General features: G+C 42.9%; 15 protein-coding genes. 12 read left to right on the plus strand and 3 right to left on the minus strand.

Going from position 1 to position 18,284, the window contains the following annotated elements; translation table 11 throughout:
• Positions 1–14 precede the first annotated feature (14 nt).
• Positions 15–839 carry a pentapeptide repeat-containing protein gene (locus tag NSTC745_RS29255; RefSeq protein ID WP_445634133.1) on the minus strand — a complete coding sequence of 275 codons (825 nt, stop codon included), beginning with the start codon at positions 837–839 and terminating at the stop codon, positions 15–17.
• Positions 840–1,113: 274 nt separating this feature from the next.
• On the opposite strand from NSTC745_RS29255, the gene NSTC745_RS29260 reads away from it, so the two are divergent.
• The 10 genes from NSTC745_RS29260 to NSTC745_RS29305 all read left to right on the plus strand — a co-directional run bounded on the left by NSTC745_RS29260 (position 1,114) and on the right by NSTC745_RS29305 (position 9,872).
• Entirely contained in the window at positions 1,114–1,695 is a 582-nt protein-coding gene (locus tag NSTC745_RS29260) for a phycobiliprotein lyase (protein WP_445634134.1), read from the plus strand.
• Positions 1,696–1,920: 225 nt separating this feature from the next.
• Entirely contained in the window at positions 1,921–2,649 is a 729-nt protein-coding gene (locus NSTC745_RS29265) for a 15,16-dihydrobiliverdin:ferredoxin oxidoreductase (protein WP_445634135.1), read from the plus strand.
• Positions 2,650–2,862: 213 nt separating this feature from the next.
• Positions 2,863–3,606, plus strand: coding sequence for a phycoerythrobilin:ferredoxin oxidoreductase (locus NSTC745_RS29270; RefSeq protein ID WP_445634136.1), 744 nt, complete (start codon positions 2,863–2,865; stop codon positions 3,604–3,606).
• 905 nt (positions 3,607–4,511) lie between these two features.
• Entirely contained in the window at positions 4,512–5,033 is a 522-nt protein-coding gene (locus NSTC745_RS29275; RefSeq protein ID WP_445634137.1) for a phycocyanin subunit beta, read from the plus strand.
• Between the two features lie 88 nt (positions 5,034–5,121).
• Complete coding sequence (gene cpcA, locus NSTC745_RS29280) at positions 5,122–5,613, plus strand: phycocyanin subunit alpha (protein ID WP_096538402.1); 492 nt, start codon at positions 5,122–5,124, stop codon at positions 5,611–5,613.
• A 169-nt stretch (positions 5,614–5,782) separates the two neighbouring features.
• Positions 5,783–6,595: a phycobilisome rod-core linker polypeptide gene (locus tag NSTC745_RS29285; protein ID WP_445634138.1), complete on the plus strand. Its 813-nt coding sequence runs from the start codon at positions 5,783–5,785 to the stop codon at positions 6,593–6,595.
• 209 nt (positions 6,596–6,804) lie between these two features.
• Positions 6,805–7,674 carry a phycobilisome rod-core linker polypeptide gene (locus tag NSTC745_RS29290; RefSeq protein ID WP_445634139.1) on the plus strand — a complete coding sequence of 290 codons (870 nt, stop codon included), beginning with the start codon at positions 6,805–6,807 and terminating at the stop codon, positions 7,672–7,674.
• A gap of 207 nt (positions 7,675–7,881) precedes the next feature.
• Positions 7,882–8,118, plus strand: a complete 237-nt coding sequence (locus tag NSTC745_RS29295) for a phycobilisome linker polypeptide (RefSeq protein WP_445634140.1) — start codon at positions 7,882–7,884, stop codon at positions 8,116–8,118.
• Between the two features lie 20 nt (positions 8,119–8,138).
• Positions 8,139–8,984, plus strand: a complete 846-nt coding sequence (locus NSTC745_RS29300) for a HEAT repeat domain-containing protein (protein WP_445634141.1) — start codon at positions 8,139–8,141, stop codon at positions 8,982–8,984.
• Positions 8,985–9,152: 168 nt separating this feature from the next.
• Positions 9,153–9,872: a HEAT repeat domain-containing protein gene (locus tag NSTC745_RS29305; protein ID WP_445634142.1), complete on the plus strand. Its 720-nt coding sequence runs from the start codon at positions 9,153–9,155 to the stop codon at positions 9,870–9,872.
• A 67-nt stretch (positions 9,873–9,939) separates the two neighbouring features.
• Here the strand turns inward: NSTC745_RS29305 and NSTC745_RS29310 are convergent, their stop codons facing one another.
• Both NSTC745_RS29310 and NSTC745_RS29315 read right to left on the minus strand, forming a co-directional pair.
• Entirely contained in the window at positions 9,940–12,774 is a 2,835-nt protein-coding gene (locus NSTC745_RS29310; RefSeq protein ID WP_445634143.1) for a beta strand repeat-containing protein, read from the minus strand.
• Positions 12,775–13,493: 719 nt separating this feature from the next.
• Positions 13,494–14,153 carry an HD domain-containing protein gene (locus tag NSTC745_RS29315; protein ID WP_445634144.1) on the minus strand — a complete coding sequence of 220 codons (660 nt, stop codon included), beginning with the start codon at positions 14,151–14,153 and terminating at the stop codon, positions 13,494–13,496.
• Positions 14,154–14,480: 327 nt separating this feature from the next.
• Between NSTC745_RS29315 and pruA the strand changes: the two genes are divergently transcribed.
• Together pruA and NSTC745_RS29325 are read left to right on the plus strand one after the other, a co-directional pair.
• On the plus strand, positions 14,481–17,507 hold the full coding sequence (pruA, locus tag NSTC745_RS29320) for an L-glutamate gamma-semialdehyde dehydrogenase (RefSeq protein ID WP_445634145.1): 3,027 nt from the start codon (positions 14,481–14,483) through the stop codon (positions 17,505–17,507).
• A 174-nt stretch (positions 17,508–17,681) separates the two neighbouring features.
• Positions 17,682–18,125, plus strand: a complete 444-nt coding sequence (locus tag NSTC745_RS29325) for a GNAT family N-acetyltransferase (protein WP_445634146.1) — start codon at positions 17,682–17,684, stop codon at positions 18,123–18,125.
• The last annotated feature ends 159 nt before the right edge of the window (positions 18,126–18,284 follow it).

The raw sequence follows: 18,284 nt of genomic DNA on the forward strand, positions 1-18,284 counted from the left end.
CTCATAACTTTTGTTCACCCACTTAAACTTTCACGAGTTGTTTTGCGAGTGTAAGCGTTCCAAACATCGAGTTCTGATGCTGGACGGCTGCCAAGCATAGCTTTGGTTGCTTCTGTCAGTCCTTGGGCAAGACTAAAATCTGCCCCGGCAATACTCTCAAGATGCTCCATTTCTGCGTTAGTCAGATCGGTTGCTCGCAAATCTGTACCCTGCAAATTGGCTCCAGTTAATCGAGTATTCCGCAAGCAAGCCCCCGTCAAATAGGCTTTACTCAAGTCAGCACCACTCAAAGCCGCCCCTTGTAAATTTGCTCCAGTCAGATCGGCACCGCTGAGGTAAGCTCCGCGCAAATTAGCCCCTTGCAAATCTGCATTGCGTAAAAAAGCCGTGTTGAGATAAGCGCCATTAAGATTAGCACCTGGCCCAACTGCTCCCGAACCTTTGTAGTTATATTCTTCAGGCCATTTTGTCTGTGTATCATAACACGCTACTTGCAGTTTAGCTCCTTGCAAATTTGCCCCACTGAGATTGGCTTTTTGGAGGTCAGCACGGTTTAAATAAGCTCCCTGCAAATTCGCTCCACTCAAATCCGCTCCTTGCAGGTTTGCACCTCGCAAATCGGCTCCATCGAGATTTGCATCACTCAAGACCATCCCGCTGAGGTCGGCTCCTAGTAGCTTGGCTTGACTCAAGTTAGCTTGTTTTAAATCAACTCCCCGCAGATTGAATTCACTCAAATCTACTTTTTCTAAAGGAAGTCCTGCTTTGAGGGCTGTTAAGATTTCTGGAGTTGGACTGGGGCGTTCTCTGGTAATCAGGTGAATTTCACTATTTGTCATCAGATATGAAACTAACAAAACCTATTTAAATAATTCTTTCACTCAAGGAACCAAAAAAGATAAAATGCAAGCTGTCATCTGTAAATTTTACATAACAACAAAATAATTAATCCAAACAATACAAATAATACAAAAGGTAGTACAGCAATCCAAAATCATTGGTGAAAAAATCTGTTGCCTATTGCCCATTGCCTGTTTCCATCAGATAGCGATCGCTAAGATGACAAACAAAATTTTGCCAAAAGTATTCTTTTAAAAAGAGGTTTCCAAATAGATGCATATGATACCACCTTTGTCAATGATTGACTTCTTCCGTAAAAGTGAAGGCATTTGGTTTACAGAGCGTTCGGTTCATCACTTTGACTCAGCCGCAGATGAGTCCGGTGAGTCGAATTTAATCGTTACAGTCATCGAAAAAGACGATCCCAAAGTCCAAGAAGTCTGTAAAGCACAAGGAATAGAGCCAGATAAAGCAACCGGAGGTGCTAGCTTTGCATGGCAAGCTAACCTAGACACAAGACCGCCCAACACCGATAATGCTGCCATTTTGGTTGACATTCCTGACGATGAAACGAGGCTTTCTGGGAAATTAATCCGCAATCAAGGCTATGTAGAGAGCATTCCGGTTATCAGTCGATATCAATTTGCTCATGATGGAGTGCTGACGATTGCTACTGATTATGACAACAACCAAGGACAAGAACGTTGTTGGTTTGTGACGGATGATTTTCGTGTCAGAGTTAGTAGCGTGCGAATGATGAACGGAATCAACTTGATAGCTTATTGTTCCGAGCGTCGTTGTGTTTCTCAACAAGTGCTAGAGCAAATGATCGCTCAAAATCATGCTAGGGGATAGGAAGAGGATAAGGGGAAAGGGAAAGGGGTATGGTTCGACAAGCTCACCAACCGGGGAAAAGGGGAAAGATTAAATTTATTCCTTTTCCCTTTTCCCTTTAACCTTTTCCCTGCCTCATGCCCCATTCCCTATTCCCCATTAAGGAATGTTGCTTTGTTTCTAAGAAATGAGACGTGCATGATTCACATACTTTATTTTCATGCAAGGGTTAATGAGTCATGCTGTATGTATAAGCCTTTCCTGGAATTTTTAGAAAAAGACCTATTTGAACGGTTTGATTTACAAAGTAGGGACATTCCTCCTGGTTTGGAATTCAAAGTTAGCGATCGCGGCAGAAACCCAGCAACCATCCGCAGTTGGTGTCACCAATGTCAAGAGTTGCGAAAAATTCGCTATACCTACATTGATGCCGGGGAGAGCGCCCAAATTTTTAACAGCGTCATTTATCCCAGCCATCACTACGATTTACCTTTATTAGGGATTGATTTTTTATCCTTTGGTAAAATTAAGAACCTGATTGTTCTTGACTTTCAGCCTTTATTCCAAGATGAAGATTATCAGAAAAAATACATACTGCCGCTGAAATCTCTGCATGAAAAATACCCAGATCTGTCGCAAAACTTAGAAATGAAGTTTTACGATGCTAATCAGTACTTTTCTAAGTACTTATTATTTGCCAAAACAGATCCTCAAACAGTAGCAACGCGAGTTTTTGAAGCATTTCAGGATTACTTAAACTTGTATTGGCAAATGTTAGCAAAAGCCGAGCCGCTCCAAGATCCAGAAGATATCCAGCGGATTGTCAAAGCTCAAAAAGACTATGACCAATATAGTGCAGACCGCGATCCAGCATCCGGTTTATTTAGCAGTTACTTTGGCCATGAATGGGCAGAGCGTTTTCTCCACGAGTTCTTATTTGAAGATGCTGTACCTTTAGCGCTCAGCAGAAGGTAAGCCAAGGGGCATGGGGCATGGGGCAGGGAAAAGGTTAAAGGGAAAAGGGAAAAGGAATAAATTTAATCTTTCCCCTTTTCCCCGGTTGGTGAGCTTGCCTGTCCTGAGCTTTGTCGTTGGCGAAGCCTCTCGTAGAGAAGGGTCGAACCATACCCCTTTCCCTTTCCCCTTGTCCTGTTTGCCCAATGCCCAAAATTTATATTTGTACATCAAATGACACTTTATCAGCCATTTCTTGATTATGCGATCGCCTACATGCGATCGCGTTTAGATTTGCAACCATATCCTATTCCTGAAGGATTTGAATCTAAGGTTGCGACTGTGGGGAAAGGCAAGAACCAACAAGAGGTTCTCACCACTAGTTATGCCTTTCAAACCACAAAACTACGGCAAATTCGAGCAGCACACGTACAAGGTGGTAACTCCCTCCAAGTACTGAACTTCGTAATCTTCCCACACCTCAATTACGACTTACCCTTCTTTGGGGCAGATTTGGTGACATTACCAGGAGGACACCTCATAGCCTTGGATATGCAACCGCTATTCCGAGACGATCCAGCATATCAGGCAAAGTATACCCAACCGATCCTGCCTATCTTCCATGCCCATCAACAGCATCTAACTTGGGGTGGCGATTTTCCAGAAGAAGCACGGCCCTTCTTTTCTCCCGCTTTTCTGTGGACTCGTCCCCAGGAAACTGTTGTCGTGGAAACTCAAGTATTTGCCGCCTTTAAAGACTATCTCAAAGCTTACCTAGATTTCGTAGAGCAAGCAGAACCTGTAACTGATTCCCAAAGCCTAGCGGATATTGAACGCGCACAACTGCGATACCTAAGATATCGCTCAGAAAAAGACCCTGCACGAGGAATGTTCAAGCGATTCTATGGTGATGAATGGACTGAAGAGTATATTCATGGCTTTTTATTTGATTTAGAGAGAAAATTACTAGTCGCGTAAGTAAATATACAATCAATAAAAAATATCCAATTAACCCTTGTAGGGCGGGCCGGAAAGCTCCATCAAGATCCGCGTTACCCCACCCCGGTTTTGTCTAAAGCCAAAACTTCCCCTCCCCTTGGCAAGGGGAGGGGTTGGGGGTGGGGTAAAACGATTGTGGGGCAAGAGTTTGAGCTTAATTTGACACCAATGGCATCTTACTCGCCCCACAAATAAAAGCAATCTATTTATTAGCTTTACCTTAAAATTTAAAGAATTAACGAGCAAAAACAAGATAAATAGCGGTTAAAAAAATAATAAATCGTTATTTATAGCATAAAACAACGATTTATTATGTGTCTTGTTTTAAAGTGCGCCTTGGTTGGAGACTCGCGTTGTTTTAAGGGACTTCCAAAAAATAAAATATACAAGGGTGTGTTAGGCGAAAGCCGTAACGCACCCAAATACTTGACCATGCGGTACTCTTTGCCCAACAAAATTGGCTATTTTTTTAATTGTCAGTCCCTAACCAAAACGCTTTGGTAGCGGTATTTGATTTGGGACTAGTATTATCACTTAAACGAATGTTTATGTTAAGTTAAGTGAATAAAAAGACAAGGTAACATAATAATTTTTAATAAAACAAAAGGCATCATCATAGTATAAAAATAATTTGAAAGGGAAAATAACATTACAAGGTTGATGGGGTGCTGAATCTAGCGGGTTTTCTGGTCTCTCATATTAAGATGAAGTTTTGTAACAAAAGTTTTAATCCGAAACCCTACAGGTCGTAGACTTATACCTTGGATGTCCGTTGTGAACCTTTCATAAAAATGGTCAGGCATCTGACATCAGAAAAGAAAAGCTGAACCATTCAGTTTTGACATCAAATAATTCTTAACCAAGCCAATTAGGAGTTTAACGCAATGGTTTTAGATGCATTTGCAAAAGTAGTTTCCCAAGCCGATACACGTGGGGAATATCTCACCGATGCACAATTAGATGCTTTGAGCGAACTAGTCAAAGATGGTAACAAGCGTGCAGATGCAGTTAACCGCATTACCAGCAATGCGTCTGCTATTGTTGCTGCTGCGGTACGCGATCTGTGGGCAGAACAACCTCAATTGATCGCTCCTGGTGGTAATGCTTACACCAGCCGTCGCGCTGCTGCTTGTATCCGCGATTTGGACATCATTCTTCGCTACGTAACCTATGCGATCTTTGCTGGCGATTCCAGCGTATTAGACGATCGCGCTCTCAATGGCTTACGCGAAACCTACTTGGCATTGGGAACTCCTGGAGCTTCCGTTGCTGTTGGTATTCAAAAGCTCAAAGATGCTTCCTTGAAGATTGTTAACGATCCAAATGGCATCACCAGAGGAGATTGCAGCGCATTAGCAGCTGAAATCGCTAGCTACTTCGATCGCGCCGCTGCTGCTGTTGCTTAATCCAAGCATCGCTGCTATTGGGTGAAATAATTGTCCGCAAGACAAAACAAAATTTCAACGAAAAGTTTGTTAAAGGGAAGTACCAAAAATGACAAAAACACCTCTAACCGAAGCAATTTCAGCGGCTGATTCTCAAGGTCGCTACCTCAGCAGCACAGAACTTCAAGTAGCTTTTGGTCGTTTCCGCCAAGCACCAGCTAGCTTGCAAGCAGCAAAATCCTTGAGTGCTAATGCCCAACGGTTAACTGAAGGTGCAGCTCAAGCTGTATACAACAAGTTCCCCTACACCACCCAACAACAAGGCCCCAACTTCGCGCACGACCAACGCGGTAAATCTAAGTGTGTACGTGATGTCGGCTACTACTTGCGGATTATCACCTACGCTTTAGTTGTTGGTGGCACAGGCCCCTTGGATGATTTCCTGATTTCTGGCTTAGCTGAAATCAACAAAACTTTCGACTTGTCTCCTAGCTGGTACATTGAAGCTCTCAAGTACATCAAAGCTAACCACGGTCTCAGCGGCGACCCAGCTGTTGAAGCAAATTCCTACATCGACTACGTAATTAATACTCTGAGCTAGAGTGTTGCTTTAGCCCGGAGAGGAAATCAGCTCTTATGACCAGAAAGTTCTATGAGTTGTTTACCTCTCCGGGCAGTTTTATTTTCAAAAGACTGTTAACTGTTAAAAAATTAGAAAAATACTTTCTAAAAAGTTTTCAGTTTTGTAGTTAAAACTGAGGAGGTTAAGGATGGTAGCTTTGGGACAAGCAGCAAGGCTGGGAATTGAACCATTTGAAAACTCAGGAGTAATAGAATTACGTCCTGATAGAACAGAAGCAGATGTGGCAGTGGTGATTCGTGCAGCTTACCGTCAGGTTTTGGGTAATGCATACTTACTGGAAAGCGATCGTTTAGAGAGTGCTGAATCACTGTTACAGCAAGGTACAATTTCAGTCCGGGGTTTTGTATCGGCCATTGCTCAATCGGAACTTTATCGTGAGAAGTTTTTCTACTCCAACTCACAAACTCGATTTATCGAGTTGAATTATAAGCATTTATTAGGTCGTGCGCCAGAAGATGAGTCGGAAATTTCGTACCATGTTGAGCTATACAATTCAAAGGGTTACGAAGCGGAAATAAATTCTTATATTGACTCATCAGAATATCAAGAAAACTTTGGCGAAAATATAGTGCCCTACTACAGAGGTTTTAAAAGCCAAGTAGGAAAGAAAAACGTTGGCTATGGCCGACTGTTTCAACTTTATCGGGGTTATGCGAATAGCGATCGCGCTCAAGGGGTAAAACAAGGAAAGCTAACCTGGGAAATAGCTAAGAATCTAGCTTCACCCATCTATCCAGTATCTTCTGGAGCCTTGACTGGTCTGTCTACAGGCAGTCGTGGAGAAGCATACCGGATTAGATTCCTGCAAGCAGCTTCTCCCAATTCAGCTGTAGTACGGCGCGGTAGTGGGGAGTTGATAGTTCCCTACGAACAACTTTCTAGTAAATTGCAGCAGCTCAATCGTAAAGGCAGTAAAGTGATTAGCATCCAAGCTGTGTAAGTAAAGAATAGGATTAAGGAAATAGGTATAGAGGCAATCGCATCTATATAGGAGTACGAAATAGGCTCCAGAGGTAGGGAGAAGAGTGCAGAAGTAAAAAACTCTTCTCTAATATAACCTCCTGTCTCTTATCTTCCTAGTTCCTTACCGATCGTTATTCACTTACCTGATAAATACTGATTACCTATTACTCAAGGAGAATTTTCAAGATGACGATTACAACAGCGGCGTCCCGTCTGGGAGCAGAACCTTTTATTGGCAGCGCTCCTGTAGAATTACGTCCAAATGCAACTAAAGAAGATGTAGAAAGAGTAATTTCTGCTGTCTATCGTCAGTTGTTGGGCAATGATTATATATTGGCAGCTGACCGCCTCATCAGTGCGGAATCGATTTTGCGCGATGGCAAAATCACCGTACAAGAGTTTGTGCGTCAAGTAGCTAAATCAGAACTGTACAAAAAGAAATTTTTCTACGACAATTTCCAAACTCGCGTCATCGAGCTGAACTACAAACATTTGTTGGGTCGTGCGCCTTACGATGAGTCTGATGTGGTCTATCACTTGGATTTGTACCAAAATGAAGGGTACGATGCTGACATTGATTCATATATAGATTCGCCAGAGTATCAAGCCAACTTTGGGGAAAATATTGTCCCTTACTATCGCGGTTTTGAAACTCAAACAGGCCAGAAAACTGTGGGATTTAGCCGCATATTCCAACTTTATCGCGGCTATGCAAGTAGCGATCGCTCGCAACTAAAAGGCAAATCTTCCCGTTTGGCTAGCGAATTAGGTCGCAATGCTGCATCTGCTGTGATTGCTCCCTCCGGCGGCCCCTCAGGGTTTGCCTACGTTGCATCTACCAAAGGCGTAACCCCCAACAGTACTTTCGGTGGCGCAGGAACTTTTGGTAAAGAAGGCAGACTCTACCGCGTTGAAGTAGCAGGCGTTTTTGGAGCTGGATATCCTAAGACACGTCGTGTGAATCAAGCTGTAATCTTACCTTATGAAGAACTATCTAGCTACTTCCAAAGAGTAGTAAAACAAGGTGGTAAAATCGCCAGCGTTAAGCCACTTTAAAGTCATTAGTTATTAGTCATTGGTCATTAGTCATTGGTCATTGGTCATTGGTTATTGTTAACCAACAAATGACAAAGCGCAAAGTCAGAGCGGAGGTTTTCTCCGTTCCCCGAAGGGGTTGCCGAAGGCATCTGAACTTAGTAAGAGAGGACAAACGACAAATGACAAATGACTAATAAACATTTGGAATGGATTCTGAGGTGATTTATGGTTGGACAATTAACTGGTGGTACAACTAGTAATCGTTACTTCCGCTATGAAGTAGTTGGCTTGCGCCAAAATGAAGAAACTGATAAAACAAACTATCCGATTCGTTCTAGTGGCAGTGTGTTTATCACAGTAGCTGAGAATCGGATGAATCAAGAAATGCAGCGGATTACTCGTTTGGGTGGCAAAATAATTAATATTGAGCCATTGAGTTTTGAGCCGAAAACAGATAGCTAATAGAGCAAATCTTCCTTCTGATGAATTCCAATCCGCAGAAATTTGAAGATTTATCTCCTCCAGGGGAGCTACCTGGAGGAGAACAGTTAACAGTAGAACAGGCGATCGCAAATCTCCAAAGCACGGATTTGGGCTTGCGATTTTATGCTGCCTGGTGGTTGGGTAGGTTTCGGATATGCGAACCAATTGTAGTTACAAGACTGATTGCAGCCTTAGAGGATGAAGACGACAGGACGCCAGAAGGTGGGTATCCTTTGCGGCGGAATGCAGCTAGAGCATTAGGGAAAATTGGCGATCGCCAAGCAGTAAAACCCTTAATTGCTTGTTTAGACTGCTCAGATTTTTATGTCCGGGAAGCAGCAGCCCAATCTTTAGATATGCTGGGCGATGCGGTTTGTATTCCTGCACTGATTGAATTATTAAAAGCAGGTTTGCAGGGAGAGCAACTAAAATCACAGCAGCCAGATTTATCCCAACCCTACGACGCAATTATCGAAGCCTTGGGAAGCTTGGGGGCTACTGAGTCGATTCCTTTGGTCAAACCCTTTTTAGAGCATCCCATAGAACTGGTACAATATGCGGCCGCACGAGCCATGTATCAGTTAACCCAAGAATCACTTTATGGAGAACGGCTGGTAAAGGCTTTGGCAGGTGAAAAACTGCAACTGCGTCGAGCTGTGTTGGCAGACTTGGGAGCCATTGGCTATCTACCCGCAGCCGAGGCTATAGCCGAGACTTTGGCAGAAAATAGCCTCAAACTAATCTCTCTCAAAGGATTACTGGAACATCAAGTTAATCATACAGCAACAAGCACTTTATCAGCAGGTGCTATTAAAGTGATGAATTTGATGGACTCATTATTGTAGTCATAATTTCTTAGTAATTGGTTGTGATTAATACTTAAAAATAAAATTTCAATCGTGCATAAACCCCCAACCCAATTGTCAAACTAGGGCTAGGGGGTTTCAACATAATGCAAACTACGGATAAATTAAGCTACAATTGCCTGACCGATAATGACTCGTGAAATTAATATGGATAACAGTGAACTTGCCCAAATATTGATTCGTGCTGTGGAACAAGCAGATTCATCGGATCGCTTGTTAGATGCAGTTCAAGAGCTAGCAGCCGCTGGTATAGAAGAATCTGTTCCCACTTTGATTGCAGCTTTGGGCTACAATAATCCGGGGGCGGCAGTGGCGGCGGTAGATGGATTGATTGCCATCGGAGAACCCGCAGTCGCACCGCTATTGAAACTAATTGATGACTACAATTATGGCGCTAGAGCCTGGGCAATTCGCGCCTTGGCCGGAATTGGCGATTTACGGGCGTTGGACACTTTGCTAGAGGCTGCAAAAACCGATTTTTCCTTGAGCGTGCGGCGGGCCGCAGCTAGGGGATTAGGCACATTGCGTTGGTATCAATTACCATCAGAAAAAATCGAATCTGTGCAGACTCAGGTAATAGAGGCATTACTATTAATTTCTGAAGATCCAGAGTGGGTGGTGCGCTATGCAGTAGTCACGAGTTTAGAAGCACTAGCAACGGCTATCGCAATTACCTTACCAAATCGAGCCTCAGGTATTAAAGATCGACTTCAGCAAATGTTAGATACAGATGCAGATCTCGGAGTTCGTACCCGTGCCAAATTTGCACTGCAAAAAATTCAACAGCCACAGCATCAACAAGTATTTGCACTTAAAACAAAACAAGAAGAAACTGAAGTGCCTAATCGTGGCGGTAGTAGACGTTAATGAAAGCTCAATCTTCCAAGCTTGGAGTTTTATTGTTCCAAGCTTGGAGTTTCCTATTCTAAACAAATTACGCTTGCACCACAAAATCTGATGCTGTCAGAGTTGGGGCACCACTAAGGGTGGCAAATAGACCACCACTGCCAAAACCAGCTGAACTGCCATTTTGATTGTAAAACAACTGTCCAGTCACAGGGTTGTAGACAATTTTTGCTGTACTGGTTGCGCCATTAGTAGTGACTTTAAAATCACTGGCATTACTAAAACCGGTTCCTACAGCAGAAGTAATAACAGTGAAAGTAGTCTTATCTAGGATAATCTTGTCACCTTGAAAGCGGTTGAAGTCAGTAATAGTATCTTGACCAACAGCAGAACTAACAAAGCCAGCATTGGTGTTGTAAACGAAATAGTCAGCACCCGGAGCACCTGTAAGAACATCATTACCAGCACCGCCGACAAGAGTATCGTTGCCTAAACCACCTGTGAGACTATCATTGCCTACACCACCCCGCAGTAAGTCGTTGCCACTCTTACCATCAATTTTGTCATTACCCCCCTGACCATTGATGACATCAGCGGAGTTGTCTAAACCTATAAGATTGTTATTCAAGTCATTGAGGAAAGTTACTGTGTATTTGATGCCGATGGTCGTATCGGTAGAGTTGGCATCAAGAACATTAAAACTGTCAATGATGCTAGTTTGGCCATCAAACAGGATATTGCCAATGGCTGGTCTTGCTCCAGAAGCTTTCAGGTTATCCAGGTTTTCTAACTGAAAGTTTTTCAGAGTGACTTTAGTATTAGAAACATTTTCAAAGGTGACTTCTAAGTTGTTGCCTTTTTGAGTCAACAACAGATTTTGAGCAGTTAAGCCAGCCCCAAGAAATTTTAGCGTGTCAACATTGGCAATTATCGCCTGTGATGGATTTGTGCCTTTACCGACACCACCAAAATCGTTAATGGTATCATTGCCATCACCTCGGCGAATAATAAACTTATCTTGACCGCCACTGCCTGTGAGGATATCGTTGCCAGCTTTACCATCAATGATGTTGTTACCAGCTGAGCCAACCAGAGTATCTGCACCAGTGGTTCCTGGGACATTGAGAGGAGTAACTGTTACGTTGAGCGTAGTAGTAGCAACTTTACTAGTATTGCTGTGAGCTTGTCCGTCATCTACAACAAACTGAATAATTCGGGCAGTAGTGTTGGGAGTTGCAGCAGTGTTGTTGTAAGTTACCGTCCGCAAAACTTTCTGGTAATTCGCTAGCGTATCTGTACCAGTAAGGGTGAGGATGCCAGTAGTAGTGTTGTAAGTTGCACTGATGCTGGTGCCAACGGTGTTAGTACTGAGACTTTCTGCTGTGCCATTTTGGCGATTGGTAATGGTAATTTTAGCTTGCGTGAGAGTGGAGGTGTTAGTGTCAGCGACGGTGAGCTTGGTAGTGTCAACAACAGCTACAGGAGTGCCGCTAAAAGTCGCAGTATAATTGATGCCTGCTCCAGCACCGTTGAGGTCGAGGGTAGGAGCAGCATTGCCGTAAACTACATAGCTTTGCCCAGCATTAGTATTACCGTTGGGATCGGCTTCAGGTGCGCCAATAATTAAGTCATCAACACCATCGAAGTTAATATCTCCCGCTTTGCTGACTGAGGTACCTGAGCGATCGCCTGCATTGATACCATTAATAATAAACCCATTGCTGCCATTCAACTCTGAGAGGTTGAGGGGGGTATTACTGCCCAGATTCTTCCCCCCAAACACTACGTAGGTTTGCCCAGCATCAGTTTTGCCGTTGGGATCAGCATTACTCGCACCAAAAATCAAGTCATCAATGCCATCATCGTTAATATCCCCAGCATTGCTGACTTGGTATCCTGAAAGGTTAGTAAAGGCGAAGGTATTAGCGCTATTACCATTAATGGCGAAGCTATTAGTGCTATTTAAGTCTGATAGCTCAAGGGTGCCGTTACTGCCCAGATTCGTTCCACCAAACACTACATAGGTTTGCCCAAGTGAGCCAACGATTAGGTCGTCAATGCCATCACCGTTGAAGTCCCCTGCTTTGGCATTAATGATGAAGAAGGGATAAAGGACGGAGCCATCGGTGAAGCTAGTAACGGCAAAGCCATCATAATTATCATATAGGTCAAACACATTAATGAAACCATTACCACCTATGTTCGTCGCCCCAAAGACGACATAGTTGCCATTAACAATCAAGTCATCAATGCCATCACCGTTGATGTCTCCTACTTTGCTAAATCTGGTATATTGGCTGGAGAAGCCATTAGTGCCAACATTACTGCCTCCAAACAGCACAGAGCTAAAACCAATATAACCAACGTCACCCTCGCGGTCGGGGGTGATGAAGGTAAAAACGCTGTTAAAAATTAGGTCGTCAATACTATCACCATTGATGTCCCCTACATTGCTGAGTGAGATATCTTCAGAATAGCTAAGTGAGATATCCTCACCATAAATACTAATCACAACGCCATCAGTGCCATTAATAGACGAGAAATTAAGAGTGCTGTTACTGCCGAGATTTGTCGCCCCAAATACTACATACACTTCTCTGTCGTCAAAAATCAGTAAATCATCAATACCATCGTTATTGATGTCCCCCCCATTGCTAACCGGAGAACCTGAATTGTTAATAGTGAAGCCGTTAGTGCCGTTTAAAGATGAAAGGTTGAAAGTGCCACTGCTGCCAAGATTTGTTTTCCCAAACACCACATAATTTTTGTTATTTCCCCTAATAATCAGGTCTTCAATGCCATCGTTATTGATGTCCCCTGCATTGCTGACTCTGTAGCCTAAGCCGTTATTTGCAGCAATACCGTTGATGACAAAGCCATTTTTACCATTCAGGCCAGAGAGGTTGAATGATGAATTAGCCATGATTTTTTCTCCTGTGCTTATTTTTTATTAGTCAGGGAGTAATGCTAAATAGATTTAGTTTGGTTAGCCATAAACTCATCACCCTGATGGGGTGACGGTGGTTAGTTTTAACCACGCTGGGAAAATGCAGTTTAGAGGCGAAAAATTTAGATGCTTGCTGAGTAGTTGTCAAAAATCGAGTTTTTACAACTCATACAAGATGTCGAAGTTGTTCAATTCGACTATGATTTTGCTTTTGTTATGGGGAGACAAGGAGTACTAAACTTTGCCCCACTTTTTTACATCTTGATTAAGCAATACCAAAATCAAAGAATTTAATGAAAATTAAACAAATAAATCCAGTGATTAAGTTTGTAATTAAATGTTGCAAGCTTTTTCCAGAGATCATTAATTTTGATGAGTGACCAATTCAGAAATTTGATTACGCATCATAATTAATGCGATAGACCACTAGCCGATCAATCGATTGAGGTAAGAACACTTAAAATTGTCATTAAAGCGGCAAATTTACTTAATTAGTATGATATTTATCAATACATTGTCAATAAATTTTGCGTAATATTTACAAATCGCCGAACTCTAGGGCTATTCACCCTAGAAGAAAGGAGACTCGCTCGATATTATGAAATGATGGAGCAATAAAGATTTCAGTAGAGAATTAGAAAGTGCGATCGCACTTAATATGACGAAAAATATCCCAAGTCATTACATAATCTTAATCAAAAATCATATCCTGAAGCTAAAGACTTAATTTCCTCCTGAATATTACTGCGGGCAAACGGTTCGGCAAACTCCAGCATTAAAGGCGTAAAGTAAATATGCGATCGCTTTAAAAATCTTTCTAAAACCTGCCGCCGCCCTGCGATATACTCTGCTTTTGGCACCCAGTCATATTCTTTGCGAATAGCATAGACATATTCTGTATAATCAACTGGACTACTAGCAAAAATTGCTAAATCTGCATCAAGTAAGACTTGGCTATCAAAGTCATCCACGCCAGCTTGGTGTTCTTTGGTGTTGAGAATTAGATTAGTAACACTAGCTATGGTACTTTCTGAAATACCTAAACTACTCAACAATTCAAGAGCATAGTCCGCACTTTTTTGTTCGTTATCTTCAGCCTGAGTGTCATACACTACATCATGAAACCAGGCAGCAAATTGAACGGCAGTTAAATTATTGGTGTAACCTTGCAAAATTTCAATCGTGGTGAGGACGCGATAAATGTGTTTGAGCGTGTGGTAATGGCGATCGCTGCTAGAGTAAGCTGTAACCAACTGATTAAAGGCTTTATCAGCCGCTACTTCATCAACGCCAAAAGGCTGGAGTGTGCGTTGCCAGTTAGAAAATAAGATCTGGGTGAGGTTTTCTGTAAACATAGCGTTGGTATCCCCACTCCTAGTATGGCTGAGCTAAAATCTTGTGCTGCAACATCTGTTCGATCGAGTTAAAAATATATCAACAAAAGGATAACACTTGTCAGTGGTTGAATAGGGTATGGGGTATTGGGTATTGGGCATTGGGCATTGGGCATTGGGCAGAGGGGCGGAGGGGCAGAGGAGCAGAGGGAAAATATTATTGTCACTTCTCCCCTGCTCCCCTGCTCCCCATGCCCAATGCCCAATGCCCCAATATAATTAAAGCGTCAAAATAGAAGACACAGGTTTTATAAAAAAACCTTGTCTTGAATAAGGAGTTTATTATCAGTGGTATTACAAGTACAAACAAGCACCTACGAAGCTAAAACTCAAGAAATTGCTAAACAACTTCTAGCAGCTACCCAAGAAAATCGTTCGTTTTTTGCTTCCCTACGGGATCAAATGCGGTGGGATGATAAATTATTAGCTTGGGCAATGAGTAATCCTGGGTTGCGGGTGCAATTATTTCGGTTTATAGATACGCTACCTGCTTTGCACAGTAAGTCAGAAATTGCCTCTCATTTACAGGAATATTTAGGCGATGAATCTGTAGAATTACCAGCAGCTTTGAAGGGAATGCTAAACTTTGCTAACCCCGACTCTGTACCAGGGCAAGTTGCGGCTACAACCGTTGGTACGGCGGTTGAAACTCTCGCTCATAAATATATTGCTGGGGAAAATATTAAACAAGTCATCAAAACAGTTGAACGGCTGCGAAAAGAAAAAATGGCTTTCACCATCGATTTACTTGGTGAAGCGGTAATTACTGAAGCCGAAGCGCAATCTTATCTAGAACGCTATCTAGAATTAATGCAACAATTGGTAGAGGCATCGAAGAATTGGGCAGTCATACCAGCTATTGATGAGGCAGATGGCGAACCGCTACCAAAAGTGCAGGTTTCTGTGAAGTTAACGGCGTTTTATTCGCAATTTGACCCATTAGATGCTAAAGGTAGTGAACAACGAGTTAGCGATCGCATTCGTATTCTCTTACGTCGTGCCAAAGAATTAGGCGCAGCTGTCCATTTTGATATGGAACAGTATGCCTATAAAGACATAACTCTGAATATCTTGAAAAAACTCTTAGTAGAAGAAGAGTTCCGGCAACGTACAGACATTGGGATTACAATCCAAGCATATCTGCGTGATAGCGAAGAAGATGTTAAAAACGTCATTTCTTGGTTAAAACAGCGCGGTTATCCCCTAACAATCCGTTTGGTAAAAGGCGCATATTGGGATCAGGAAACTATTAAAGCAGCACAGAAGCATTGGCCGCAGCCAGTTTACAATGATAAAGCGGCAACTGACGCTAACTTTGAAACCATCACTCAGTTATTGCTAGAAAATCATCAATATGTATATTCTGCCATTGGTAGCCATAATGTGCGATCGCACGCTCGCGCCATTGCCATAGCCGAAAGTTTAAATGTCCCCCGCCGTCGCTTTGAATTGCAAGTCCTCTACGGTATGGGTGATAAAGTCGCCAAGGCTTTGGTTGATAGGGGTTACCGGGTTAGGGTTTACTGTCCTTACGGTGAATTATTGCCTGGAATGGCATATTTGATTCGACGGTTGTTGGAAAATACCGCTAATAGTTCTTTCTTACGGCAAAATTTGGAAAATAGACCAATTGAGGAGTTGTTGGCGGCGCCTGTTGTGGATGTATCTCACGCAGAGGCGCAGAGAGAAGTCGGAGCGGCGGCTTCCGCCGATCTGAACTTCGGTGGGCGCAGAGAGGAAAACGGAGGTTTTGTTGGGGCGGCGGATACGGATTATGCTGAGGAGGAGGGGAGAAGGAAGGCGGTGGAGGCTTTTGCAAGTGTTCGTCAACAGTTGGGTAAAACTTATTTACCGCTGGTTAATGGGGAGTATGTGAATACGGCGGAATTTGTTGATTCTCTCAATCCTTCTAATTTTAGTGAGGTAGTTGGGAAAGTCGGATTAATTAGTGTTGAACAAGCCGAACAAGCAATGAAAGCTGCTAAGGCGGCGTTTCCTGGGTGGCGGAAAACACCAGTTGAGGAACGCGCTAGGATTTTGCGAAAAGCCGCTGATTTGATGGAACAACGCCGCGCCGAACTTTCAGCTTGGATGGTTTTGGAAGTTGGAAAACCAGTTAAGGAAGCTGATGGAGAGGTTTCCGAGGCGATAGATTTTTGCCGCTACTACGCCGATGAGATGGAACGGTTAGATAAAGGTGTTATTTACGACATACCAGGTGAAACTAATCGTTATATTTACCAGCCGCGAGGAATTGCTGTGGTGATTTCTCCTTGGAATTTTCCGCTGGCGATCGCCTGTGGTATGACAGTTGCAGCCTTGGTTTCCGGCAATTGCACCCTCCTCAAACCTGCGGAAACATCTTCTGTAATTGCCGCCAAACTCACAGAAATCTTAGTTGATGCTGGTTTTCCTCAAGGTGTATTTCAATACGTACCTGGTAAGGGTTCCCAAGTCGGCGCTTATTTGGTAAATCATCCAGACACACACGTAATTGCTTTTACTGGTTCTCAAGAAGTAGGTTGTCGAATTTACGCAGATGCAGCCACGCTAAAACCCGGACAAAAGCATATGAAGCGAGTAATTGCTGAAATGGGCGGTAAAAATGCAATTATTGTCGATGAAAGTGCTGATTTAGACCAAGCAGTTGTGGGGGTAGTGCAGTCAGCATTTGGTTATAGCGGCCAAAAATGTTCTGCTTGTTCGCGGGTAGTTGTGCTGGAACCGATTTATGATACCTTTGTGCAGCGGTTGGTGGAAGCTACAAAATCTCTGAACATTGGGGAAGCAGAGTTACCTAGTACCCAAGTCGGCCCGGTAATTGATGCCAATGCCCGCGATCGCATTCGCGAGTATATTGAAAAGGGTAAGGCAGAAGCACAACTAGCCTTGGAGTTACCAGCACCGGAACACGGGTATTTTATCGGCCCTGTGATTTTTAGTGAAGTATCCCCCAATGCAGTTATTTCCCAACAAGAAATTTTTGGCCCTGTGCTAGCGGTAATTCGGGTGAAAGATTTTCAAGAAGCCTTAGCAGTGGCCAATGGAACTAACTATGCCTTGACTGGAGGACTTTATTCTCGAACACCTTCCCACATTCAGCAAGCGCAGACAGAATTTGAAGTCGGGAATTTGTACATTAACCGCACCATCACAGGTGCTATAGTTGCACGGCAACCCTTTGGTGGATTCAAACTTTCTGGAGTCGGTTCTAAAGCTGGAGGCCCTGATTACCTATTGCAATTCCTCGAACCACGGGCAGTTACAGAAAATATTCAGCGCCAAGGTTTTGCACCAATTGACGGAGTTGATTAGACCTCTTGCAAAACCCCACCCCCAACCCCTCCCCTTAGCAAGGGGAGGGGAGACAAAGCGTAGCTTTGGCGGGGTGGGGTTCTTCTTTTTGATTTATGCAAGAGGTCTATTAAAGTATAAAATTAGGTGGGGAAAACCCACCTTTTTTAATATTTTAAAATTAGAGAAACTTTGATGAGTAATTTAGTTATACAAGTTGCTAAAATACCTGAAGAATTTCCAGCGATCGCTGCAATTAGAAAATCAGTTTTTCAGGAAGAACAAGGCGTAGATCCTGCTTTAGAGTTTGATGGTAAAGATGAAACATCTCACCATTTAATAGCTTATTTAGATAATAAACCTGTGGGTACTACTAGAATTAGATATTTAGATGATGCAACCGCCAAAATCGAAAGACTTGCTGTTTTGTCTATAGCTAGAGGGCAAGGCATTGGTAAGAAAATTATGGAAAATGCACTCTTGTTTCTAGCTAGTAAAAATATTCGAGAAGTTGTGATTCATTCCCAAGAGTATATCAAAGATTTATACCAAAAATTGGGCTTTGTAGAAGAAGGGGAAATATTTGAAGAAGCTGGCATTCCCCATGTGAAAATGAGAAAAAGTTTGCAGTTACTATAATTGAATATTTACAGCGTTTTGCAACTAAATGAGGTACACTCCCCAACCCTCCCCTTAGTAAGGCTACGGTGTATACACAGTCTTCTAAAGTTGCGCCGTAAACTTTCGATCTCCCCAACCCCCTTTTTTCAGGGGGCAAAAACTTCTCAAAGTCCTCCT

The sequence above is a fragment of the Nostoc sp. DSM 114161 genome (genome assembly GCF_052692665.1).

Bases quoted from the DNA above. Each gene is read 5' to 3' on its own strand.
- NSTC745_RS29255 (WP_445634133.1), bottom strand. From the start codon at position 839: ATGACAAATAGTGAAATTCACCTGATTACCAGAGAACGCCCCAGTCCA.
- NSTC745_RS29260 (WP_445634134.1), top strand. From the start codon at position 1,114: ATGCATATGATACCACCTTTGTCAATGATTGACTTCTTCCGTAAAAGT.
- NSTC745_RS29265 (WP_445634135.1), top strand. From the start codon at position 1,921: ATGTATAAGCCTTTCCTGGAATTTTTAGAAAAAGACCTATTTGAACGG.
- NSTC745_RS29270 (WP_445634136.1), top strand. From the start codon at position 2,863: ATGACACTTTATCAGCCATTTCTTGATTATGCGATCGCCTACATGCGA.
- NSTC745_RS29275 (WP_445634137.1), top strand. From the start codon at position 4,512: ATGGTTTTAGATGCATTTGCAAAAGTAGTTTCCCAAGCCGATACACGT.
- cpcA (WP_096538402.1), top strand. From the start codon at position 5,122: ATGACAAAAACACCTCTAACCGAAGCAATTTCAGCGGCTGATTCTCAA.
- NSTC745_RS29285 (WP_445634138.1), top strand. From the start codon at position 5,783: ATGGTAGCTTTGGGACAAGCAGCAAGGCTGGGAATTGAACCATTTGAA.
- NSTC745_RS29290 (WP_445634139.1), top strand. From the start codon at position 6,805: ATGACGATTACAACAGCGGCGTCCCGTCTGGGAGCAGAACCTTTTATT.
- NSTC745_RS29295 (WP_445634140.1), top strand. From the start codon at position 7,882: ATGGTTGGACAATTAACTGGTGGTACAACTAGTAATCGTTACTTCCGC.
- NSTC745_RS29300 (WP_445634141.1), top strand. From the start codon at position 8,139: ATGAATTCCAATCCGCAGAAATTTGAAGATTTATCTCCTCCAGGGGAG.
- NSTC745_RS29305 (WP_445634142.1), top strand. From the start codon at position 9,153: ATGGATAACAGTGAACTTGCCCAAATATTGATTCGTGCTGTGGAACAA.
- NSTC745_RS29310 (WP_445634143.1), bottom strand. From the start codon at position 12,774: ATGGCTAATTCATCATTCAACCTCTCTGGCCTGAATGGTAAAAATGGC.
- NSTC745_RS29315 (WP_445634144.1), bottom strand. From the start codon at position 14,153: ATGTTTACAGAAAACCTCACCCAGATCTTATTTTCTAACTGGCAACGC.
- NSTC745_RS29325 (WP_445634146.1), top strand. From the start codon at position 17,682: ATGAGTAATTTAGTTATACAAGTTGCTAAAATACCTGAAGAATTTCCA.